Source organism: Pseudomonas sp. GW821-FHT07F01 (genome assembly GCF_059418825.1).
On sequence record NZ_JBWKQO010000004.1, the window covers coordinates 570639 to 592790 of the forward strand.

General features: G+C 58.1%; 17 protein-coding genes. 12 read left to right on the forward strand and 5 right to left on the reverse strand.

Going from position 1 to position 22152, the window contains the following annotated elements; translation table 11 throughout:
* Positions 1-109: 109 nt before the first annotated feature.
* Entirely contained in the window at positions 110-973 is an 864-nt protein-coding gene (locus tag AC07R1_RS17080) for an EamA/DMT transporter family protein (RefSeq protein ID WP_495110766.1), read from the forward strand.
* 89 nt (positions 974-1062) lie between these two features.
* Here the strand turns inward: AC07R1_RS17080 and AC07R1_RS17085 are convergent, their stop codons facing one another.
* Positions 1063-2361 carry a mechanosensitive ion channel family protein gene (locus AC07R1_RS17085; RefSeq protein ID WP_011059886.1) on the reverse strand — a complete coding sequence of 433 codons (1299 nt, stop codon included), beginning with the start codon at positions 2359-2361 and terminating at the stop codon, positions 1063-1065.
* A 194-nt stretch (positions 2362-2555) separates the two neighbouring features.
* Here AC07R1_RS17085 and AC07R1_RS17090 point away from each other — a divergent pair, with 194 nt between their 5' ends.
* Positions 2556-3896, forward strand: coding sequence for a DEAD/DEAH box helicase (locus AC07R1_RS17090; RefSeq protein WP_011059887.1), 1341 nt, complete (start codon positions 2556-2558; stop codon positions 3894-3896).
* Positions 3897-3957: 61 nt separating this feature from the next.
* Here AC07R1_RS17090 and AC07R1_RS17095 read toward each other — a convergent pair whose 3' ends face one another.
* On the reverse strand, positions 3958-4233 hold the full coding sequence (locus AC07R1_RS17095; RefSeq protein WP_011059888.1) for a hypothetical protein: 276 nt from the start codon (positions 4231-4233) through the stop codon (positions 3958-3960).
* Positions 4234-4545: 312 nt separating this feature from the next.
* Here AC07R1_RS17095 and AC07R1_RS17100 point away from each other — a divergent pair, with 312 nt between their 5' ends.
* The 8 genes from AC07R1_RS17100 (at position 4546) to AC07R1_RS17135 (ending at position 18706) form a co-directional block, all read left to right on the forward strand.
* Positions 4546-6288, forward strand: a complete 1743-nt coding sequence (locus AC07R1_RS17100; RefSeq protein WP_495110767.1) for a ShlB/FhaC/HecB family hemolysin secretion/activation protein — start codon at positions 4546-4548, stop codon at positions 6286-6288.
* A 27-nt stretch (positions 6289-6315) separates the two neighbouring features.
* Entirely contained in the window at positions 6316-15228 is an 8913-nt protein-coding gene (locus AC07R1_RS17105) for a hemagglutinin repeat-containing protein (RefSeq protein ID WP_495110768.1), read from the forward strand.
* Positions 15225-15722 carry an SMI1/KNR4 family protein gene (locus tag AC07R1_RS17110; protein ID WP_495110769.1) on the forward strand — a complete coding sequence of 166 codons (498 nt, stop codon included), beginning with the start codon at positions 15225-15227 and terminating at the stop codon, positions 15720-15722. Before AC07R1_RS17105 ends, AC07R1_RS17110 begins: the two co-directional genes overlap by 4 nt.
* A gap of 69 nt (positions 15723-15791) precedes the next feature.
* Complete coding sequence (locus AC07R1_RS17115; RefSeq protein WP_495110770.1) at positions 15792-17156, forward strand: VENN motif pre-toxin domain-containing protein; 1365 nt, start codon at positions 15792-15794, stop codon at positions 17154-17156.
* Positions 17157-17486: 330 nt separating this feature from the next.
* A complete protein-coding gene (locus AC07R1_RS17120; protein ID WP_495110808.1) occupies positions 17487-17714 on the forward strand; it encodes a CdiA C-terminal domain-containing protein in 228 nt (75 codons plus the stop codon).
* Positions 17715-17724: 10 nt separating this feature from the next.
* Positions 17725-17946 carry a DUF8617 domain-containing protein gene (locus tag AC07R1_RS17125; RefSeq protein WP_492585424.1) on the forward strand — a complete coding sequence of 74 codons (222 nt, stop codon included), beginning with the start codon at positions 17725-17727 and terminating at the stop codon, positions 17944-17946.
* Positions 17947-18045: 99 nt separating this feature from the next.
* On the forward strand, positions 18046-18408 hold the full coding sequence (locus tag AC07R1_RS17130; RefSeq protein WP_495110771.1) for a hypothetical protein: 363 nt from the start codon (positions 18046-18048) through the stop codon (positions 18406-18408).
* 37 nt (positions 18409-18445) lie between these two features.
* Positions 18446-18706 (forward strand): DUF8617 domain-containing protein, encoded by a 261-nt coding sequence (locus AC07R1_RS17135; protein ID WP_495110772.1) that lies wholly within the window; start codon positions 18446-18448, stop codon positions 18704-18706.
* A gap of 28 nt (positions 18707-18734) precedes the next feature.
* Here AC07R1_RS17135 and AC07R1_RS17140 read toward each other — a convergent pair whose 3' ends face one another.
* Both AC07R1_RS17140 and AC07R1_RS17145 read right to left on the reverse strand, forming a co-directional pair.
* The gene (locus AC07R1_RS17140; RefSeq protein ID WP_495110773.1) at positions 18735-18947 is read right to left on the reverse strand and encodes a SymE family type I addiction module toxin; all 213 of its coding nucleotides are present in this window, start codon (positions 18945-18947) and stop codon (positions 18735-18737) included.
* Positions 18948-19171: 224 nt separating this feature from the next.
* The gene (locus tag AC07R1_RS17145) at positions 19172-19432 is read right to left on the reverse strand and encodes a helix-turn-helix domain-containing protein (RefSeq protein WP_495110774.1); all 261 of its coding nucleotides are present in this window, start codon (positions 19430-19432) and stop codon (positions 19172-19174) included.
* Between the two features lie 65 nt (positions 19433-19497).
* Here AC07R1_RS17145 and AC07R1_RS17150 point away from each other — a divergent pair, with 65 nt between their 5' ends.
* Positions 19498-20589, forward strand: a complete 1092-nt coding sequence (locus AC07R1_RS17150) for a VENN motif pre-toxin domain-containing protein (protein WP_495110775.1) — start codon at positions 19498-19500, stop codon at positions 20587-20589.
* Between the two features lie 158 nt (positions 20590-20747).
* A complete protein-coding gene (locus AC07R1_RS17155; protein ID WP_495110776.1) occupies positions 20748-21164 on the forward strand; it encodes a hypothetical protein in 417 nt (138 codons plus the stop codon).
* A gap of 278 nt (positions 21165-21442) precedes the next feature.
* Here the strand turns inward: AC07R1_RS17155 and AC07R1_RS17160 are convergent, their stop codons facing one another.
* Complete coding sequence (locus AC07R1_RS17160; RefSeq protein WP_495110777.1) at positions 21443-21715, reverse strand: hypothetical protein; 273 nt, start codon at positions 21713-21715, stop codon at positions 21443-21445.
* Positions 21716-22152 lie beyond the last annotated feature (437 nt).

The window sequence follows — 22152 nt, forward strand, 5'->3', positions numbered from 1 at the left end:
AGTACCGACGCCCGATTGCACGCCTAGCGAGATCGGGCTTTTTTTTGCCCGGGATTTCATCTGAGGGGGCAAAACCGCTATCGTCGCCGCCATTCAAGACGAGGCGAACATGGGCTATCTACTTTTTGTCACGCTGATCCAGGCGTTTTCCTTCAGCCTGATCGGCGAATACCTGGCCGGGCATGTCGACAGTTACTTCGCGGTGCTGGTGCGGGTGCTGCTGGCGGGGCTGGTGTTCATTCCACTGACCCGCTGGCGCCGGGTGGCCCCGGCCTTCATGCGCGGCATGCTGCTGATCGGTGCGCTGCAGTTCGGCATCACCTACGTGTGCCTGTACCTGAGCTTTCGCGTGCTGACGGTGCCGGAAGTACTGCTGTTCACCATCCTCACGCCGTTGCATGTGACCCTGATCGAAGACGCCCTGAACCGGCGCTTCAACCCCTGGGGCCTGCTGGCGGCGCTGGTGGCGGTGGCAGGCGCGGTGGTGATCCGCTACGACAGCGTCAACCCGGACTTCTTCATGGGCTTCTTGCTGCTGCAACTGGCCAACTTCACCTATGCCGCCGGGCAAGTGCTGTACAAGCATCTGGTAGCGCGCTACCCCAGCGACGAGCCGCACTACCGGCGCTTCGGCTACTTCTACCTGGGGGCGCTGCTGGTGGTGTTGCCGGCGTTCCTGCTGTTCGGCAAGGCCCACTACCTGCCCGACGCGCCGCTGCAATGGGCGGTGCTGCTGTTCCTCGGCCTGGTGTCCACGGCCCTGGGCATGTACTGGTGGAACAAGGGCGCGTGCCTGGTGACCGGCGCCACCCTGGCGGTGATGAACAACCTGCATGTGCCGGTGGGGCTGTTGATCAACCTGCTGATCTGGAACCAGCACGAAGACCTGGGGCGGCTGTTGCTGGGCGGGTTGGTGATTCTGGGGGCGGTGTGGATCAGCCGCCGCGGCGCGGCACCGCGCCTGACGACCTAACCTGTAGGAGCCGGCTTGCCGGCGAAAGGGCCCGCAAGCGTTGCGTCTGGCCGGCCAACGCCTTCGCTGGCAAGCCAGCTCCTACCGGGTTACAGAGCCTGCTTCTCTACTGTCGGTACATGGCTGGCACCCAGCACCGCCGGCAGCAGGCCGGCCCGCAGGTCGGTGCCGCTGGGCTGCTGGTACAGGTTCAGGCCGAATTCCGGCATCACCGCCAGCAGGTAATCGAAGATATCCCCCTGGATGCGCTCGTAATCCACCCACGCGGTGGTGCGGGTGAAGCAGTAGATCTCCAGGGGAATGCCCTGGGCCGTGGTCTGCATCTGGCGCACCATGCAGGTCATGTTCGGCTGGATTTCCGGGTGGCTCTTCAGGTACGCCAGGGCATAGGCGCGAAAGGTGCCGATATTGGTCATGCGCCGGCGGTTGGCCGACAGCGCGGCGACGTTGCCCTGGGCTTCGTTCCAGCTTTTGAGCTCGGACTGCTTGCGCCCGATGTAGTCGGTGAGCAGGCGCACCTTGCTCAGGCGCACCTCTTCGTCGTCATGCAGGAAGCGCACGCCGCTGGCGTCGATGTACAGGCTGCGCTTGATCCGCCGGCCGCCGGACTGCTGCATGCCGCGCCAGTTCTTGAACGATTCGCTCATCAACCGCCAGGTGGGGATGGAGACAATGGTCTTGTCGAAGTTCTGCACCTTGACCGTGTGCAGGGTGATGTCCACCACGTCGCCGTCAGCGCCGACCTGGGGCATTTCGATCCAGTCGCCGACCCGCAGCATGTCGTTGCTGGTCAACTGTACGCTGGCCACGAAGGACAGCAGGGTGTCCTTGTAGACCAACAGGATCACCGCCGACATGGCGCCCAGGCCCGACAGCAGCAACAGCGGCGAGCGGTCGATCAGGGTGGCGACGATGATGATCGCGCCAAACACGTACAACACCATTTTCGCCAACTGCACATAGCCCTTGATCGAGCGGGTGCGGGCGTGTTCGGTGCGCGCGTAGATGTCCAGCAGGGCATTGAGCAGGGCGCTCAGGGCCAGGAGCTGGAACAGGATGGTGAAGGCCATGGCCAGGTTGCCGAGGAACAGCAGGCTGGTCTTGCTCAGCTCCGGTACCAGGTGCAGGCCGAACTGGATCACCAGGGATGGAGTCATCTGTGCCAGGCGGTGGAATACCTTGTTGTGGCGCAGGTCGTTGAGCCAGTGCAGGGCCGGCTGGCGGCCCAGCAGCTTGACCGCGTGCAGCACCAGGTAGCGTGCCACTCGTCCGACCAGCAGGGCGACCACCAGTAACAGGGCCAGGCCGATGCCGGCGTGCAGGAGAGGGTGTTGGTCGAGTGCTCCCCAGAGATCCTGGGTATTGAGCCAGAGCTGTTTGAAATCCATGGGCTAAAACGATTCTTCTATAAGGCACAGGAGGGGGGATTAGAGCATTTAACCCTGGGAAAGTTACGGTTAAGGACAAATCGGTTAACAAAAAACCAACTCTTTGCCACCGTTTGCACAAAGAAACTCGGCCTTCGCGCTCGAAACCGGTACCCTATGCAGCTGTTTTTTTGCATATCTTCGAGGTAGCACCCGTGTTTTCCCAATTCGCCCTGCACGAACGCCTGCTCAAAGCCGTGGCCGAGCTTAAATTTGTCGAGCCGACGCCGGTGCAAGCAGCGGCTATTCCGCTCGCGCTGCAAGGGCGTGACCTGCGGGTGACGGCACAGACCGGTAGCGGCAAGACCGCGGCTTTTGTCCTGCCGATCCTCAATCGCCTGATCGGCCCGGCGAAGATCCGCGTCAGCATCAAGACCCTGATCCTGCTGCCGACTCGGGAACTGGCCCAGCAGACTCTCAAGGAAGTCGAGCGTTTCTCCCAGTTCACCTTCATCAAGTCGGGCCTGATCACCGGTGGTGAAGACTTCAAGGTCCAGGCTGCCATGCTGCGCAAGGTGCCGGACATCCTCATCGGCACTCCGGGGCGCATGCTGGAGCAACTCAACGCCGGCAACCTGGATTTGAAGGAAGTCGAAGTGCTGGTGCTCGACGAAGCCGACCGCATGCTCGACATGGGCTTTGCCGAAGACGTGCAGCGCCTGGTGGACGAATGCCCGAACCGCCAGCAGACCATGCTGTTCTCCGCCACCACTGGCGGCTCCGGCCTGCGGGAAATGGTCGCCAAGGTCCTCAACAACCCTGAGCACCTGCAACTCAACAGCGTCAGCCAGCTGAACGAAACCACCCGTCAGCAGATCATCACCGCCGACCACAACCAGCACAAAGAACAGATCGTCAACTGGCTGCTGGCCAACGAGACCTACCAGAAGGCCATCGTCTTCACCAACACCCGGGCCATGGCCGACCGCATCTACGGCCGCCTGGTGGCCCAGGACTACAAGGCTTTCGTCCTGCACGGTGAAAAGGACCAGAAGGACCGCAAGCTGGCCATCGACCGCCTGAAGCAGGGCGGGGTGAAGATCCTCGTGGCCACTGACGTCGCTGCCCGCGGCCTGGACGTTGACGGCCTGGACCTGGTGATCAACTTCGACATGCCGCGCAGCGGCGACGAATACGTGCACCGCATCGGCCGCACCGGCCGTGCCGGCAACGATGGCCTGGCCATCTCGCTGATCTGCCACGGCGACTGGAACCTGATGTCGAGCATCGAGCGCTACCTCAAGCAGAGCTTCGAGCGCCGCACCATCAAGGAAGTCAAAGGCACCTACAGCGGGCCGAAGAAGGTCAAGGCCTCCGGCAAGGCGGTGGGCGTGAAGAAGAAAAAGACCGACGCCAAGGGCGACAAGAAAAAGGCCGTGGCCAAGGCCCCGACCAAGCGCAAGACCGCCAATCGGCCCAAGAGCGACAGCCTGGTCAGCCAGGATGGCCTGGCGCCGCTCAAGCGCCGCAAGCCACAGGCCCCCGCCGCTGAATAAGCCTGGCGCCTGATGCAGATGAAAAGCCCGGACCTGGTCCGGGCTTTTTGCTTTGCGGGTGTCAGCTCTCGGCCTTTTTCTCGGCAGTGGCCAGTTCCTTGAGCCGCTGGTCGATCAACTGGCAATTGTCCGGCAGGTCCTTGCTGGAGGTGCTCAGGTCCATCTTCTGCAGTTCGGCGTTGATCTCCTTGGCCTTGGCCGGGTTCTGCTCGGTGATCTTGCTGACTTCCTGGGCCAGCTGTTCGCGCTTGGCGGTGGCTTCGTCCGGGGTGCAGGCCCAGGTGGGCAGGGCGAACAGCAGGCTGCTGGCGAGGGTAAGAATGCTCAGGTTCTTCATGGCGTAGGCCTCGTGATTCGGAACGGGCAGTCATCCGGTTGAGGCAGCGGAGGCAGGGAAAGTTCAGTTGGATTGAGCCGGTGGCCGCGGCTTTGATTGCCGTGCCTGATCAGGAATTCTTACTCGGTAATTCAGATGGATCTGATTTGCCGGCGCCGCCGATAGCTCTAGCATCCGGCCTTGTAGCAGGGCGCGTGCCCCGCAAAACCAGCCATCCATCGACGATGCTCGCGCTTAATTGACGCCAGAATGGTGGCACATTAACATCGCGCGCCCTTTCTCTACCCTTGCTGCCGTTTCGAAGGACCGAATATGTCTCTCTCCACCCTCGGGATGAGGTTGTGCTGTGCCTTGTCCTGCTTGCTGCTGGTCACTGCGCCGCCCAGCGCCACTGCCGCGCCGTTGCCGGGCCCGGCTTTCAACCCCGGCGACCAGGACCTGATCCGCGACCGCCAGAACCGCCTGCTGGAAGAACAGCAGCGGCGCCTCGAAGAACTCAAGGACCTGCCCGGCAAGAGCGCCGCGCCTGTAGCGCCCACGGCGCCGGCCGACAGCCGCTGCTTCCCGATCAAGGACATCCAGCTCAAGGGCGCCGACTCGCTGTCGGCTGCCGAGCGCGAGCGCCTGCTCCAGCCCTACATCGGCCAGTGCCTGGGGGTAGCGCAGCTCAATGAACTGCTCAAGGTCATCACCGACCGCTATATCGAAAAAGGCCTGGTCACCAGCCGTGCCTACCTGCCGCAGCAAGACCTCTCCAGCGGCCACCTGCAAGTGCTGGTGGTGGAAGGCAAGCTCGAAGGGCTCAAGGCCGCCGAAGACAGCAAGCTCAGTGCCCGTGAGCTGAACATGGCCTTCCCCGGCAGTAGCGGTGAGCTGCTCAACCTGCGGCAGATCGAACAGATGGTGGACCAGCTCAACCGCCTGCCGTCGAACCAGGCGCAGATGGAACTGGCCCCGGGCCAGGCCGTGGGCGGCAGCGAGGTCTTGGTCAAGAACAACGCGCAAAAGCCCTGGCGCGTTGGCCTATCACGCAGCAACGAGGGCCAGAAGAGCACCGGCGAGCAGCAGTGGGGCAGCTCCTTCGAATGGGACAGCCCCCTGGGGCTGGCCGACCAACTGGTGCTGCGCGGCGGCCACGACGCCGTCAGCGACCACCAGAAAACCTCGCGCAACGCCATGCTCTACTACAACCTGCCGTTTGGATGGTGGAACCTCAGCTACAGCTACAGCCAGAGCGAATACCGTTCCCTGGCCCAGGCCGTGGGCTTCAACTTCAAGCAGACCGGCGACAGCCAGAACCACCAGTTGCGCCTGGAGCGGGTGATCCATCGCGACGCCCTCAGCAAAACCTCGCTCAATACCGGCCTGAGCTATCTGCGCACCAACAACTACATCGAAGACAGCAAACTGAGCAACAGCAGCAACCGCCTCAGCGAGGCGCAGTTCGGTATCAACCATGGCCGGCGCATCGGCAGCGGTTTTCTCAACCTCGACCTGGGGCTGCAGGACGGCATCGGCGCCTTCGATGCGCAGCGTGAAAACCAGCGCGACCGTTTCGGCAACCGCCAGGCCAACGCCCGTTATCGCAAGTACAGCGCCACCGCCAGCTACCTGCAGCCGTTCAAACTGGGGGAAGAATCCCTGGTGTTCAGCAGCCTGGTCACCGGCCAGCGCAGCGAGGATGTGCTGTTCAGTTCGCAACGCATGAGCCTGGGCAGCCAGTCCTCGATCCGCGGCTACAAGGACCAGAGCCTCAATGGCGACAGCGGCTACTACTGGCGCAACGACCTGCGCTGGACTCGTCCGGTGGGCTGGGACTGGCTGCGCCCGGTGTTCGCCGAATACGGCACGGGGCTGGGCTATGACTTCGGCGCGATCCGCAACGACCGCTACAACGCCGAGCAGCATGGCCGGGTCTCCAGCGACTCCATCGAATTCTTCGCCCGGGGCAAGCACCTTGCCGCCAGCGTGACCTTTGCCCATTCCCTCGAACGGCCCGAAGCCCTGAGTGAACGGGAAGCCCCGATCTATTTCCGCCTGGACCTGTTCCTTTAACTCCGCTCTTTGCCCGAGATATACGACATGGACGCTCGTCAGTTCGCCTTTCTGGCCCGCCAGCCTTCCGCCACCCTGCAAGCGCGGGATACGTTCTGGGGGCTGTCCAAACGCGGTCTGGCGTTCATCTTGGCCAACGTGATGTTCTGGCAGCCCGTGGTGGCGATGGCCGACGGCATCGTGGTCAACGGCAGCGGCACAACACTGGGACAGGCCGGCAATGGCGTGCCCATCGTCAACATTGCCACGCCCAATGGCAGCGGCCTGTCGCACAACAAGTTCAGCGACTACAACGTCGGCCAGCAGGGGCTGATCCTCAACAACGCCACCGGCCGCACCCAGGAAACCCAACTGGGCGGGATCATTCTCGGCAACTCCAACCTGGGTGGCCGCGCGGCCAATGTGATCCTCAACGAGGTCAACGGCGGCAGCCCCAGCCAGCTCAAGGGCTACACCGAAGTGGCCGGGCAAGCGGCCCATGTCATCGTCGCCAACCCCTACGGCGTGACCTGCAACGGCTGCGGCTTCATCAACACCCCCAAGGCCACCCTGACCACCGGCAAGCCGGTGATCGAGAACGGCCAGGTCCAGCGTTACCAGGTGGACCAGGGCAGCGTCGCCATCGAGGGCGCGGGCCTCAACGCGAGCAATATCGACCAGTTCGAAATCATCACCCGCAGCGCCAAGATCAACGCCGAGATCCAGGCCCGGCACCTGGCGGTGATCGCCGGGGCCAACGACGTCGACGCCAAGACCTTGAATGCCACGGCCCGCACCGCCAACCCGGCGGATGCACCGCAACTGGCCATCGACTCATCAGCCCTGGGCGGCATGTACGCCGGGGCCATCAAACTGGTGGGCACCGAGGCCGGGGTGGGGGTGAAGCTCGACGGCAAGCTGATTGCCAGTGGCGGTGATATCCAACTGGATGCCAACGGCCAGTTGCGCATGGCGGACGCCACTGCCGAGAAGGGCGCGGTGGCGATCAAGGCCGGCAGCCTGGAGGCCCAGGGCGCGGTCTACGCCGGCAGCGAGCTCAAGGTGCAGACCCGGGGCGACCTGAGCAGCCAGAAAACCCTCGCCGCCCGCGACAGCATCCAGCTGGACAGCGGTGGCCAACTGAGCAACCAGGGCATCATCGAAGCCGGGGTCAATGCCGATAACTCTCGCAACGCCAACGGCGATATCAGCCTCAACGCCCGGGATCTCGACAACCGCGGCAAGAGCATTGTCGCCAGCCGCGACCTGACCCTGAACACGGCACAGATCCTGGACAACCGAGGCGGCACCCTGAGCGGGCAGCGCCAGGTGACGGTCAGTGCCGGGACTCTGGATAACAGCCGTCAGGGCAAGCTGCTGAGCGCCGAGCGCCTGCAACTCGATGCCGAGCAAGTGCGCAACGGCCAGGGCGGCCTGATCAAGAGCCAGCAGTCCCTCAATGCCACCCTGGGCCACCTGGGCAACAGCGGTGGCGAGCTGTCGAGCCAGGGCAGCAGCACCCTGGTACTGGCCGGCATGGACAACCTCACCGGCGTGGTACTGGCGCAACAGACCCTGGAGATAACCGGTACGGCAGAACTGGACAACCAGGGCGGCCTGCTCTCGGGCTGGCAGGGCCTGACCCTCAATGGCACGGGCTTGAACAACAGCAACAAAGGCACCGTTTCCAGCCTCAAAGGCGGTGTCGAGGTCACCCTCAGCGACGCCTTGAACAACAGCCAGGGCGGCGCCTTGGTCAGCCAGCAGGCCCTGGACGTCAAGGCCGCGAGCCTCGACAACAGCCTCAAGGGCATGATCTCCAGCGCGGGTGCACAGAGCCTCAAACTCAGCGACCGGCTGGACAACAGCCAGGGCGGTTCCATCGACAGCGCCGCCACCCTGACCCTGCAGGCCATGGCCCTGGGCAACCAGGGCGGCACAGTCAACGCCACCGGCGACCTGGAATTCATCGGCAGTGACCTGGACAACAGCCACGGCACCTTCACCGGCAAGCAGGGCGTCACCCTCGACCTGCTGGGACACTTGATCAACAACCAGGGCACCCTGTCTGCCGCTGGCCCTTTGCTGCTCAAGCGCAGCACTAAGGTTGAGAACCAGGGCGGCGAACTTTCCAGCCAGCAGTGGCTGCGGCTGTTCACCGAACACTTGGACAACCGGCAGAAGGGCCGGGTCGCGGCCAATGAGTCGGTGTTGATCAGCGCCAGTGGCGAAGTGCAGAACAGCGATGGCGGAGAGATCCTCAGCCGCGAAGCCGACCTGCAACTCAATGCCGAGCGTCTGGACAGCGCCAAGGGCCTGTTGCAGGCCAAGACCAACCTGGGCCTCGATGTGGCGGCCGACGCCGGCAACCAAGGCGGACAAGTGATTGCCCAGCAGGGCGACCTGACGCTCAAGGCGGGCCACCTCGACAACAGGGCCGGCAAGGTGTCCGCCCTCAACGGCGACGCCACCCTGGAAACCGCGGCCGATGGCCGCCTCGACAACCGCGACGGCGCGCTCTTCGCCCAGCAGGCTCTGCATATCAGCGCCAAGGACCTGGACAACAGGGCCGGCCAGATCAGCGCCCGGCAGATCGAGCTGGAGCTCGCTGGTGCCCTGGACAACCGCCAGGGCCTGATCGAAAGCGGCAGTACCCTGGCCACCGCTGCTGCCAGCCTGGACAACCAGCGCGGGCAACTGCGGGCCCTGGGCCTGGCCAGCAAGACCCGGTTCAGCATCGCTGGCACCTTCGACAACCGCGACGGCTCCCTGGAAACCGCCAACAACGACCTGGCCTTCGACGCCGGCGGCTTCAACAACCGCGGCGGCAGCCTGCTGCACAGCGGCAGTGGCGTGTTCGGCATCTCCATGGCCAACCTCGAAGACGTCGGCGGCCGCCTGAAGACCGCCGGCCAACTGACCCTGGAAGCCGAGCGCTGGACCAACAGCAGTGCAATCCAAGCCGACCGGTTGCTGGTCAAGGTCGACCACCTGACCCAGACCGCCGATGGCCAGCTCCTGGCGGGCACCGGCCTGACCGGCAGCGGCAGCCACTGGAGCAATGACGGCCTGATCGGCAGTGACGCCGCGCTCAACCTCGACCTGAACGGCAGCTACAGCGGCAAGGGGCGCCTGAGCAGCATTGGTCAACTGGACCTGCATGCCGCCCAACTGGACCTGGCGGACAGCGCCAGCATCGCCGGTGGCGCCAATGGCACCCTGAAGATCGACGGTGCGCTGAACAGCGCCGGGCGTATCACCGCCAGCCAGAAGCTGCTGCTGAATGCCGCCAGCATCCACAACCTCGGCACCCTGGGCAGCGGCGAAGACCTGAGCCTCAACGCCGCCACCCTGGTCAACGACCATGGCCTGATCTCCAGCGGCGGCAATATGCAGTTGCTGACCAACAGTTTCACCAACCGCTACGCCCAGGTGTACAGCCTGGGTGCCGCGCTGATCGCCAAGGACGACCAGCAAGCCAGGGCCGACCTGCTGGACAACCGCTCCGGGGATATCGAAAGCCTGGGCAAGCTGACCATCGCCGCCAGCACCCTCAACAACGTCATGGACGTGCTGCAGTACACCGAGCACGAAAAGAGTGCCGCCAGCATCACCCGCCTGTCCTGCACCCTGATTCCCGTCGCCGGCTGCGACGACCGCGGCGGTGGCCGCATCAACGGCCTGTGGGAAGTGGCCGAGACCGACCGCCTGCGGGTGACCAACAGCAGCGCCGCCGCCAGCCTCAACAGCGGCGCCGACCTGCAGATCGACACCCAGACCCTGACCAACACCAGCAGCCTGATTACCGCGGCCGGCGACATCAACATCAAGGCCGAGACCGTCCACAACCAGGGCCTGCAACCCCAGGAAATCACCACCCTGCGGCGCTACTGGAGCTTCGTCAACGAAACCGGCACCGCCGCAGCCCTAGCCGCCGCGTTCAACGTCCGCAACAACCCGACGCCTTCGAGCAGCTTCGCCTCCGACCTCAGCGCCTTCATTGCCTGGACCGGGGTGATGCTGTCCTCCAGCAGCAAGGTGGTGGACGGCGACCAATCCTTCGCCGCCACCATCCAGGCCGGTGGCAAGGTCAACCTCAAGGCTGACCAGACCCTCGACAACAGCGTGATCCGCTCCTTCTACGAGTACGTCGGCGCCGGCAAGACCCTGACCGACACCGGCGTTGGCAACGGCTACTCGACGCCGATCCGGATCAACCCGCAACTGCCCCCGGAACTGGCCCAGCAACAGGTCAACCCCCTGGAGCTGCCGGGCTTCACCCTGCCCACCGGCGGCAACGGCCTGTTCCGCCTCAGCGGCCAGGGCAGCACCCTGGCCCAGGCCCCGACGCCTGCGCAGATCGCCGGCCTGCCGGACGCCGCGAGCCTGTCCCGGCCGCACAAGTACCTGATCGAAACCAACCCGGCGCTGACCAACCTCAAGCAGTTCATGAGCTCGGACTACCTGCTGTCCAACCTGGGCTACAACCCCGATGAAAGCGCCAAGCGCCTGGGGGACGGTTTCTACGAACAGAAACTCATCCAGCAAGCCATGGTGGCCCGCACCGGCCAGCGCTTTATCGACGGCCAGGACAGCAACGAAAAGCTCTTCAAGCACCTGATGGACAACGCCCTCCAGAGCAAGCAACAGCTTGACCTGTCGGTGGGCGTGACCCTGACCTCCGAGCAAGTCGCCGCCCTGACCCACGACATCGTCTGGCTGGAAAGCCATGAAGTGAACGGCGAACAGGTGCTGGTGCCAGTGCTGTACCTGGCACAGGCTAACAACCGCCTGGCGCCAAACGGCTCCCTGATCGCGGGCAAGGACGTGAGCCTGATTGCCGGCAAGGACTTGAACAACGTCGGCACCCTGCGCGCGGCCAATGACCTGTCGGCGGTGGCGGGGGAGAACCTGGTCAATAGTGGGTTGGCGGAGGCGGGCAAGGGCCTGAATCTGACGGCGGGCAAGGATCTGCTGAACAAGGCCGGTGGTGTTGTCGCTGGGCGCGATGTGGCCTTGACGGCAACTGATGGGGACGTGGTTAACGAGCGCACTTTGACCTCGCACCAAAGTAATAAGGATTCGTTCGCGCAGCAGCGGGATTTTGTCGACAGTGCTGCACGGATTGAGGCCGCGAATAACCTCACCATCAATGCGGGACGCGATTTCAATAACAGCGCGGGAGTCCTAAAGAGCGTCGCAGATACCCGCATCACCGCTGGCCGTGATGTCAGCCTGACGGCTGTGGAGCAGGTGGTCGGCAATCAGCTGAACGCCAACTACCGTGACAAAAGTGTCACCCAGCATGGTTCGACACTTGAGGCAGGTCGCGACCTGTCCATCAGTGCTGGTCGCGATATCACGGCGATTGCCAGCCAAATTGAGGCCAAGCGTGATGTGTCGATGTCGGCTAAAGAAAACCTGACATTGGCTTCTGCTGCGAATGAGCAGCACTGGTTCAGCCAGACCAAGAGCTTCAAGGGGCAGGAGGATCATGTTCAGCAGGTGGGCACCACCTTGGTTGCCGGCGGCAATGTGGCGCTCAAGGCCGGTGAGGATCTTGCGCTGACGGCCAGTCGGGTGACGGCGGGGGATGAGGCGTATCTCTATGCGGGCGGTGATGTGAACCTCAGCGCTGGGCAGAACAGCGACTACAGCTATTACCGCAAGACCAAGACCAGCAGTTCCGGGTTGTCCAGCAGCCAAAAAACACGGATTGATAGCAGCAACTCCATCACTCAACAGGGCTCTTCCGTCAGTGGTGATACGGTGGTCATCCGCGCCGGCCAGGATATTGGCGCGACCGCCAGCGATATTGTCTCCACCCACTCCACCAGCCTGGTTGCAGGACGCAATGTCGAGATCGATAGTGCCACCGAAACCTACGAGCAAAGCCATTCGACATCGAAGAAAAAGTCCGGCTTGTTGAGCAGTGGCGGGATTGGTTTCACCCTGGGTTCAACTAGCGCTCAGAACACCTCGTCCAGCACCACCGAAAACGCCAAGGCCAGCACCATTGGCAGTGTGCTGGGCAACGTCGATATCCAGGCCGGCAAGGACCTGACTCTTAAAGGTTCCGACGTCATCGCGGGCAAGGACATCAGTCTCGTCGGGCAGAACGTCAGCATCCTCGCGGCGGAAAATCACAACAAGAGCGAGCAAACCTCCAAGACCAAGACCAGCGGCCTGACCCTGGCGCTGTCCGGAACCGTCGGCAGTGCTGTCGACGCCGCGTACCAGACCACCAAGCAAGCCAGGGAGGAGGACGATAGCCGCCTTTCTGCCCTGCAAGGCATCAAGGCTGGCCTGACTGGTGTTCAGGCCTGGCAAGCGGCCCAACAGGGCGGCGGGATGAACGGCGATAACATTGGCCAGTTCGTCGGTATCAGCATTTCCCTGGGCTCGCAGCAGTCCAGTTCCAAGCAGACTCAGGAGCAGGTGGTCAGTCAGGGCAGTAGCCTGACCAGTGGCAACAACCTCTCCATTGTGGCTGCCGGTAGCGGTACCGCTGGGGCAGATGGCGACATTCGCGTGCAAGGCAGCCAACTCAAGGCGGGCAATAACGTGCTGCTGGCCGCTGAGCGTGACATCCAGCTTGAGGCCGCGGCCAACCGGCAAAAGCTTGATGGCAAGAACAGCAGCAGCGGCGGTGCCATTGGCGTCAGCTTGGGCGTTGGCCCCAACGGCGCAGGCCTGAGTATCTTCGCCAACGGCAACAAGGGTGTGGGCAAGGAAAAGGGCACCGGCACCACCTGGACCGAGACCACCCTGGACGCCGGTAACCAGGCGAGCCTGATCAGTGGGCGGGACGCCGTTCTCAAGGGTGCGCAAGTCAATGCGGACAAGATCACGGCCAAGGTCGGGCGCGACCTCACGCTGCAAAGCCTGCAAGACACCGACGACTACAAGTCCAAGCAGAGCAATGTCAGCGGCGGTGCCAGCTTCACGTTCGGCACGATGACCGGCAGCGCTTCGGTCAGCGTCAGCCAGAGCAAGATCGACTCCAAGTACCAGAGCGTGCAGGAACAGACCGGGTTGTTCGCCGGCAAGGGCGGCTATCAGGTTGAAGTGGGCAAGCACACCCAGCTGGATGGCAGCGTCATCGCCAGCACCGCAGAAACCGACAAAAACCGCCTGAGCACGGGCACCCTGGGCTGGAGCGACCTCAAGAACGAGGCCGAATACAAAAGCCAGATGCAGAGCGCCAGCGTCAGCAGCGGTAACGGCGGTGCTGATGGCTTCACCAGCAACATGCCCAGCGGCATGTTGATCGCCTACAACCACGGCGGCAGTGCCAGCGGCACCACCTCATCGGCAATCTCCAACGGCACTTTGGACATTCGTGATCCAGGCCAGCAGAAGCAGGACGTTGCCACCCTCAGCCGCGACGTCGAACACGCCAACGGCAGCATCAGCCCGATCTTCGACAAGGAGAAGGAGCAGAAGCGCCTGCGGGAGGTGCAGCTAATTGGCGAGATTGGCACTCAGGTGACGGACATTGTTCGGACCGAGGGGCAGTTGAAGGCCGATCAAGAGGCGAGCAAGGAGCTTGAAGAGAAAGGTATTTATCGACCAGGAAGCAATGCCAGCAAAGAGGAGGTAGAGAAGTACCAGACGAAGCTGATTGCTACTGATGCCTATCAGCAGATCATGGGCAAATACGGTACGGGTGGTGATTACCAGCGAGTAGCCCAAGCCGTCACCGCCGCCCTGCAAGGATTGGCGGGTGGTGACATCGGTTCGGCTCTGGCCGGCGCCTCGGCGCCCTACCTGGCGAATATCATCAAGCGCACAGCAGGTGATAACGACTCTGCGCGGATCATGGCGCAAGCGGTACTGGGGGCGGTAGTTGCACAGGTTCAAGGCAACTCGGCTGCTGCCGGCGCGGCGGGTGCCGCCACCGGTGAGCTGATTGCTGCGCAGTTGTACCCGAATCGAAGTCGCGATCAACTGACTGAAGCCGAGAAGCAGACGATCTCGGCGCTGTCGTCATTGGCTGCAGGTTTTGTGGGGGGGGCTGTCGGCGGTGATTTTGCCGGGGCAGTGACCGGTGCCCAATCCGGTAGAAACGCCTCAGAGAACAATGAACTGGGCAGCCGCGCGATTGCTGAAAAGAGCTATAACGATTTTGCTAAGCAAAGCTGTGATGGGCTGCCTGCGGACATATGCCGTTCAAACTACAGTAAAAAGCTCATGGGCGAGGGCGGTAATGTTCTCGTAGGTGGCGTGGCGATTGTGGGAGGCGCCGGTGCCGTAGTAACGCTTGGTCCGGAAATTCTGGCTGCCTGTGGACTCAGTCCGGCTCTTTGCACGGAGCTTGGTTTGGTGGCGGCTGAGCTGCCCTTTGGTGCTGCGACGGCTGGTGGTGCTGCGTTGGGTGTGGGCGGATTTGGTAGTGTTGCGGCTAAGGAGATGGCTGCGGCAGCTGAAGCGGCAAGTTCCGCAGGTGCCAGGCTTCCGAAGAATCTGAATATAAGCTCCCTGGACGACATAGTTGATAAGGCAATTAATCCGGCAGTGGTTCGTGATAGCTTGTTGCCATATGTACGAGGGGGAGATACAACCAGCTTGTCAGTAGCTACAGGCGCTGTTGAGATCAATGGTGAGGTGAATTACTTACTATCTGTAAGTGGAAAATCCTGGAAAGGCGATGCTCCAAAAACTGTGGAAATAGGAGGGGCTCAATACCAAGTGATTGTAGCTGACAGTGGGGTTGTTCCAAGCGTTTCAAATGGAGCGAATGGATCTACCAATTTTAATCATGCTGAACAAAAAATAATGAGCTATTTGCAACAGTTTTACTCTGGGCAGAAAGTTAAAGTTTCAATCGGGGTGCAGAACACTTCAGCAGCCAAGCCAGGTATGTGTAGTGGATGTTCGGTGACGAGTAAAATTTTTGCTGAAAATAACCCTCTTTTTGATGTGAGGTTTTTTCAGGGTACTTCGGGAGTTAATCCATGATTGGTGAATTTGTTAGATCTTTTGTAAGTGAAGACCTTCTTGAGGGGGATATTGTTTTTTTGGGTTATAGTCTAGATGAGCTGGAGAAACTCAAAAGGCTTTACGATATCCGTATCAATGGTCAACTACAGTCATTTTTACTTGAAATGGGGCGAAGTGATGGTGGGTTGATTGGGGACTCATTCATCCAGTTGTATCGCCCGTCTTGGAGAGTACGTACTCATTTGCTTTTTCAGGTTAACTTCTTGAGTCAGATGCAAGAATCCGGGCATTATGAGTTTCTGAATAAGCCATTTGTCTTAGCCTGGGTTTCTGAGACTCAGTACTATTTTATTCAGACTTTAATGGATGATGATGCAGTTTATCATTACGACTCCAATGTAGAGAGTGTAGTAAAAACCGAATGGGACCTGCGTGGCTTGTTGAAAATGTTGATGTGTGCAAACGACGGCGATATTAAAGGTGGGGTTGTTGGTGATTTGTTAGAGATCTGAGATTGATAAGAATTTTAAGAAAGATCGAGGTTAGGCTGCCCCAAGAACGAGGCCGAATACAAAAGCCAGATGCAGAGCGCCAGCGTCAGCAGCGGTAACGGCGGTGCTGATGGCTTCACCCGCAACATGCCCAGCGGCATGTTGATCGCCTACAACCACGGCGGCAGTGCCAGCGGCGCCACCTCATCGGCAATCTCCAACGGCACTTTGGACATTCGTGATCCAGGCCAGCAGAAGCAGGACGTTGCCACCCTCAGCCGCGACGTCGAACACGCCAATGGCAGCATCAGCCCGATCTTCGACAAGGAGAAGGAGCAGAAGCGCCTGCGAGAGGTGAAGTTGATTGGCGAGATTGGCACTCAGGTAACGGACATTGTTCGGACCGAAGGTCAGCTTAAGGCTGATAAAGACGCGAGTGATGAGCTGGAGAAACTAGGAATCCATCGACCTGGGAAAAATGCCAGCAAAGAGGATGTTGAAAACTACCAGAAGCAGTTGATTGCCACTGATGCGTACAAGCAGGTTATGGGCAAGTACGGTACGGGTGGTGACTATCAGCGCGTCGCGCAAGCGGTAACGGCGGCCCTGCAAGGGCTGGCAGGCGGGGATATTGGCTCTGCTCTGGCTGGCGCCTCGGCACCGTACCTGGCGCAGTTGATCAAGAAAACCACAGGTGACAATCCAGCCCTCAACACAATGGCTCACGCGGTGCTGGGAGCTGCCATTGCCCAGGCCCAAGGTAACTCGGCAATAGCGGGCGCAGCAGGTGCTGCAGGTGGAGAGCTGGCTGCTCGATTGATCACCCAGCAGCTGTATGGCACCAGCGATACCAGCACCCTCAGTGAAGAACAAAAGCAGACAGTGGCTGCGCTATCGACGTTAGCCGCTGGGCTTGCGGGGGGAATTGCGAAAGGTGATAGCGCGGGTGCTATTGCGGGTGCCGGGGCTGGTAAGAATGCTGTGGAGAACAACTTATTAGCGAATAAGTACGGCGTTGAAAAGTTGAATGAAGCCAGCTTGGTAGCGCTTCATGAAAAACTGATGGCCGCAAAAGTCGGCGATATGAATGACTTGCAGGAGAAGTTTTCTGCTTGTGCTGGGGATGGTGGTTGTGAGCGTGCGGTGCGCAATGAGTACCGGCAGCGAGAAAAAGAGTCTGGAGAAAACCTGGTTGCGTTGTATCAGGCAGGGGGACTAAGCCAAGAGGAGCTGAATCTCCTTTTTGGAAAATATGCACGCATCATGATGGAGGGTGCGAAAGAAGGGCAATTAAATTCGGGTTGGGGCGGGATTCTTGGGAGTATATACACCCTCAACGGAAATGACTGGACTCCCATTGGAGCCATCAGCAACCCGTATCTGGCTATAGTCAGAAGCAGTGAGCAGATTTCCGAGTGGAAAAAAGCAGGGTTTAAGCGACGAAAAGATTCGTGAGTTATCTCTTAAGGATGGTGTTATCAGTTCGGTCCTGGCACCCGTGGATGTTAATGGTGTTACGAACTTACTAAATAACGGCGCATCGAAGGAGGAGCTCGTCCAGTTCGCCATGATTGCCGCTTTTGGCAGGGTGGCCAGTGGTAGCAGTAAGCTTTCAAAGGTTACAGACGGATCGGGTGGGGCTGCGGGGCAAGCTGCAAAAGGTAAACTACGAATAGATCCAAATGGAAGTTTCTTTCAGTCAGAGATAAACTCTGCATACTATATGGCTGCTCAAGGTAAAAAGTTGAGCTGCGTCGTCCTGTTGGTACGAGAGCAGAAGGGAAAATTTCAGATCTTCTAGTCGATGGTGTGAGCTATGATGTATATACCCCTACAACGGGTAATGCGGACCGAATAATTTCTGCGATAGCAAAGAAAAATACGCAAGCTGAGGGGGTTGTTCTAGATTTATCTAGAGGCACCGTTACCAGAGAGCAGTTGGGAGATGTTCTGCGGAGAGTTAATGGTACAGGGGCGAAAAAAATCAATGATATCGTTATCATAGGTAAGTGAAATGCCATCAATGCTCTGTAAATGTGGTAATAAGTTAAGTTTTGGTGAGATACCGAATCCAATTGAATGGCTTTTGATTTCAGATGAGAACTTTGACAAGTTCCAAGGGCGGGTGGATTTGGAGGCGATTTATCGAGAGATGAATAGTGCTCTCAAGTGTTCTCGTTGTGGAAGATTATGGGTGTTTTGGAACGGCTTTAATTCTGCCCCAGTGTCATATGCCCAAGAATAGTTAGTTATTCTCAGTGAAATCGTGGCAAAAGGAACTGGTACTTCTGTAATTTCCTGAAAATGAAGTGTTTCCTTTGAGAACGGAAAGACATTTGAAAGTTTGAGTGCTTCGAAGCAACAAGGACTGAAAGCTACTCAAAATCTTGCCTATGACGTCCATGTACCCTTGGAGGTAAGCAAAAAAGGCATATCTGGCTTGCCTACTGCTGAATTCAACGTTCAAGGGTTTGGGAAGGTTGACGTTTACGCGCCAAATAATTTGAACCCTAAGACTATTTCTCGAGAGATTGAGAAGAAAGTTGTTCAAGGGCAGGCAAATTCAGTGGTGGTGGTCGTTCCTGAGAGTTTTAGCAAAGTAGATATGTATAAGTCTGCTGCTGCAGCTTTTGGGAAAAACAAAGGGGGGGAACCAATTCCTCTGAAGCAAGTGATTTTCTCTCAGGGGGAAAAACTATTCAGTTAGATAGGCAAGCTATTAATAGCCTGTTAGGGAGGTAAAAGTGTCTAAAGTTCTATGTAGATGCTCCCATGTCATTAGCTTGGTTAGCTCTCCTACTTCAGATGAGTTCACTCTTGTTTCAAATAAGCTACTGTATGATTTGGCGGAGCAGGCTGATAAAGGAAGAGTTCCTTTTGATGAATTTTTTGATCGTATAGATGCAACTGGCAAAGATGTTATTATTTGCCCTGTATGCGCTCGGATTTGGATAAAAAAGGATGAAGGGCCAGAATATTGGCCTTACCTTGAAGAAAAGGAATGAAAATCTCCCCGGCTAGCTGGGGAGATTTCTATGTTTCACTCCTATTCTTACTGACCTCAATTCTAATCTTCTGATTGACCTCAAATCCCGCCTGCTGCAACCAATGCCTACGTAATGGAAGCGGGGGAACAAGTCGGTACTGGGGATACTCGGTGCCACTCAACGGCGGGTAGAAATCGGCTGCGATGGTGGCGAAACGTTCAGTTTTGGGCAGGGCTGCCCTATGATCGGCCTTAGCCATATTCAGCTCCTGTTTAGCTGCTTGTGGTTAGCGGGTCTTGGGTGTTAGAGCACTCAAGGCCCGCGTCTTTTTTGCAGGGCTAACGGGTCAGCGTCTGCAAATGTTTTTTGATCAGGAAGGCATCGAGCAACGTCTTGACCACCTTCTTGTCTTCTTCGGGTATCTGCTCGACTTCCTGAAACTGCCGCAACAATTCCCGATCCTCGAACTTAGCCTTGGCCGCGTCATCGCTTGCTCCTTCCAGCAGGTAATCGCTGCTGACATCCAGGGCATCGGCCAGACGCTTCTAAAGTGTCGCCGCTGGGCCGTGAAGTTCCACGTTCGTAGCGGCCAATGTGGGTGTAGTGCAGTTCAGCCAGTTGCCCCAGTTCGGTTTGGGACAGGTTTTTCTGCTTGCGAAGGCTGCGTAGCCGTTCGGCAAAGCCAGTGATGTTCTCGGCCATATCCAGCGTCTCGGTCTCATAAAGCATTACGGATAGAGCCATCTTCCATTACGCCATGCGCCGACGCTGGAATGTGATGAGCTGAAGCGGGCGCCGCAGGTGGAGAGTTGGCTGCTCGATTGATCACCCAGCAGCTGTATGGCACCAGCGATACCAGCTCCCTCAGTGAAGAACAAAAGCAGACAGTGGCTGCGCTATCAACGTTAGCCGCTGGGCTTGCGGGGGGAATTGCGAAAGGCGATAGCGCGGGTGCTATTGCGGGGGCCGGAGCTGGCAAGAATGCTGTGGAGAACAACTTATTAGCGAATAAGTACGGCGTTGAGAGGTTGAATGAAACCAGCTTGGTAGCGCTTCATGAAAAACTGGTGGCCGCAAAAATCGGCGGTATGAATGACTTGCAGGAGAAGTTTTCTGCTTGTGCTGGGGATGGTGGTTGTGAGCGTGCGGTGCGCAATGAGTACCGGCAGCGAGAAAAAGAGTCTGGAGAAAACCTGGTTGCGTTGTATCAGGCAGGGGGACTCAGCCAAGAGGAGCTGAATCTCCTTTTTGGGAAATATGCACGCATCATGATGGAGGGTGCGAAAGAAGGGCAATTAAATTCGGGTTGGGGCGGGATTCTTGGGAATATTTACACCCTCAACGGAAATGACTGGACTCCCATTGGAACCATCAGCAACCCGTATCTGGCTATAGTCAGAAGCAGTGAGCAGATTTCCGAGTGGAAAAAACAGGGTTTAAGTGACGAAAAAATTCGCGAGTTATCTCTTAAGGATGGTGTGATTAGCTCGGTTCTCGCTCCATTAGATATCAATGGTGTTACGAACCTACTCAATAATGGTGCTTCAAAGGAAGAACTTGTAAAGTTTGCCATGATTACCGCTTTTGGTAGAACAGTAGGCGGAAATAGTAAGCTCCCAAAAAATAATGGTTTTTTTACTCCTGAAGCTCCTGTGAGCGTTTCTAAGTCTCATAGTGTGGATACGATAACCGGCTCTACAAGATTTGGTGCTGGAGATAGAAATACTCCCAAAACGGTTGCGATAGGTGGAATTGATTTGAGAGTCGATATTGCGGAGATCAACTCTGGAAAAGCTACTCTTCTGAGTGGTGGGGATATTTTGACTTCTTCAGGAAGGGTCTATGGGACACACCCTGGAAGCTCAACTATTTTTCCGAGGACGGGGCCTGGACTTGTGTAGTTGTCGCAAGCGGAATTTGGAATCTACACAGATATGGTTAAAAATGGTGGCCTTCAAGGTGGAGCGCAAAAAGCATTTGAAGGGATGTTGAAGGGTGGCAACCCTGGATTGAGTGAAGCCTCTCGTCAAAAACTAATAGACTTGTTCAGTAGCAGAAAATGAATATTTCAATATTTGAAGTGTCGATCAGAAAAGAACTCCATATAAGAGAGGTTTCGGCTGCGCTTACGTTTTTTTTTGAGTTGTCGGATTTGAATGTTTTAAGTGTCGATGCTTTTTGGGCGTTGTCAGAGATCGAGCGGGAGGGATCTATCGGAATTAGGCTGGAATACAATGGCGTAGGTTATAGGACGTTGGCTATATTCTATTGCTATTTTGAAGTTGTTGATGAGGTTCTGGCTGGGTTTGCGAAATATCTCGCTGAAAACTTTGGGATAGAAGTTGCCGTCGGTGATTACCTTCATAAGGCTGATGTGGTTAATGATAGGTTTATTGTTTTTCAAGCCGATGGGAGTAGAAAGTTTGGCTTTGAGAAAGGCGATAGTGACGGATTTGATGTTGATGTTGTCGACTAGTCCTGAGAAGGGGCAGCGTGCGCGAGCTAATGAAGAAGAGTGATGTTGTAAGTGGTTTTTTGAAAATTATGATGTGTGCATGCGGCGGCTATATTGATGCTGAATTAAATCTGAGGTTGTTGGTGATTTGTTAGGGGGCTGAGCTGATAAGGAACTTAAGAAAAATCGAGGTAAGGCTGCCACGAATGCGGAAGACCGGAGTTGAAAGTGCGGGCGTCTCTGGCAGAGCGCCCGCAGCGGTTGGCTAAAGGAGGTGGATTTATAATGCCCCTGTCTGCTTATGCGAATAGCTGCCCTTGCATCCGTCGCCCTGCCACATCCATCAAATCACACCCATCGCGCAGCAAAATGCTGCACACCAGCGGCAGTTCCTGCAGTACCACTGCACCTTTGGGCGCTTCATCAGAAATCGCGAAGTTCTCCAGCAATTGAGTCACGGCGCGAATGCGATACGCCGCTGCATCGTGCAGGACGTCAATGGGGGCTTGGGTATCGATCAGCAGTGAGGGAGTGTTGCAGTCGTGGCCGGTAATCGGCATGTATCTGTTCATGTGTAGACCTCTGTTTGACTGGCTGAATGCCTACACCCGTTGTCGCCAAACAAGAGGGTGACGGCTGTACGCAGGTTGGCGAACCGACCACAGAGGTAAAGTTGGCAGATCCTGAGATCTCTCGCGCACAGCCGTCATAGAACTGCGTGTGCGGACGCAAAATAGCTGCAAGCTGGATCTTTTGCATTCCCTCTGTAAATCAGGTCGCCAAACCCGGTCGTTCTTTCAACGCTCCCTCGACTATATCCAGCGTTCCTCCCTGTCCTTTAAGCCTCATTCCTACTGGATTGTCTGCTTCTGCTGTAAGGCAATTCCTAATTTGTCGAGAGGACCTGTTCAAGCCGGTCCGCCGCGATTTTCCTGGCTTACAATGCCGCCGCTTATCGCCATGCCACAGGTGGTTTTCAGGTGGCGGTGCGTTGTTGAAAACCTTCTCA

What these genes read in the sequence shown, in the direction of transcription:
- AC07R1_RS17080 (WP_495110766.1), top strand. Translation starts at nt 110, where the DNA reads ATGGGCTATCTACTTTTTGTCACGCTGATCCAGGCGTTTTCCTTCAGC.
- AC07R1_RS17155 (WP_495110776.1), top strand. Translation starts at nt 20,748, where the DNA reads ATGAATATTTCAATATTTGAAGTGTCGATCAGAAAAGAACTCCATATA.
- AC07R1_RS17140 (WP_495110773.1), bottom strand. Translation starts at nt 18,947, where the DNA reads ATGGCTAAGGCCGATCATAGGGCAGCCCTGCCCAAAACTGAACGTTTC.
- AC07R1_RS17125 (WP_492585424.1), top strand. Translation starts at nt 17,725, where the DNA reads ATGCTCTGTAAATGTGGTAATAAGTTAAGTTTTGGTGAGATACCGAAT.
- AC07R1_RS17085 (WP_011059886.1), bottom strand. Translation starts at nt 2,361, where the DNA reads ATGGATTTCAAACAGCTCTGGCTCAATACCCAGGATCTCTGGGGAGCA.
- AC07R1_RS17160 (WP_495110777.1), bottom strand. Translation starts at nt 21,715, where the DNA reads ATGAACAGATACATGCCGATTACCGGCCACGACTGCAACACTCCCTCA.
- AC07R1_RS17145 (WP_495110774.1), bottom strand. Translation starts at nt 19,432, where the DNA reads ATGGCTCTATCCGTAATGCTTTATGAGACCGAGACGCTGGATATGGCC.
- AC07R1_RS17105 (WP_495110768.1), top strand. Translation starts at nt 6,316, where the DNA reads ATGGACGCTCGTCAGTTCGCCTTTCTGGCCCGCCAGCCTTCCGCCACC.
- AC07R1_RS17100 (WP_495110767.1), top strand. Translation starts at nt 4,546, where the DNA reads ATGTCTCTCTCCACCCTCGGGATGAGGTTGTGCTGTGCCTTGTCCTGC.
- AC07R1_RS17115 (WP_495110770.1), top strand. Translation starts at nt 15,792, where the DNA reads ATGCAGAGCGCCAGCGTCAGCAGCGGTAACGGCGGTGCTGATGGCTTC.
- AC07R1_RS17110 (WP_495110769.1), top strand. Translation starts at nt 15,225, where the DNA reads ATGATTGGTGAATTTGTTAGATCTTTTGTAAGTGAAGACCTTCTTGAG.
- AC07R1_RS17095 (WP_011059888.1), bottom strand. Translation starts at nt 4,233, where the DNA reads ATGAAGAACCTGAGCATTCTTACCCTCGCCAGCAGCCTGCTGTTCGCC.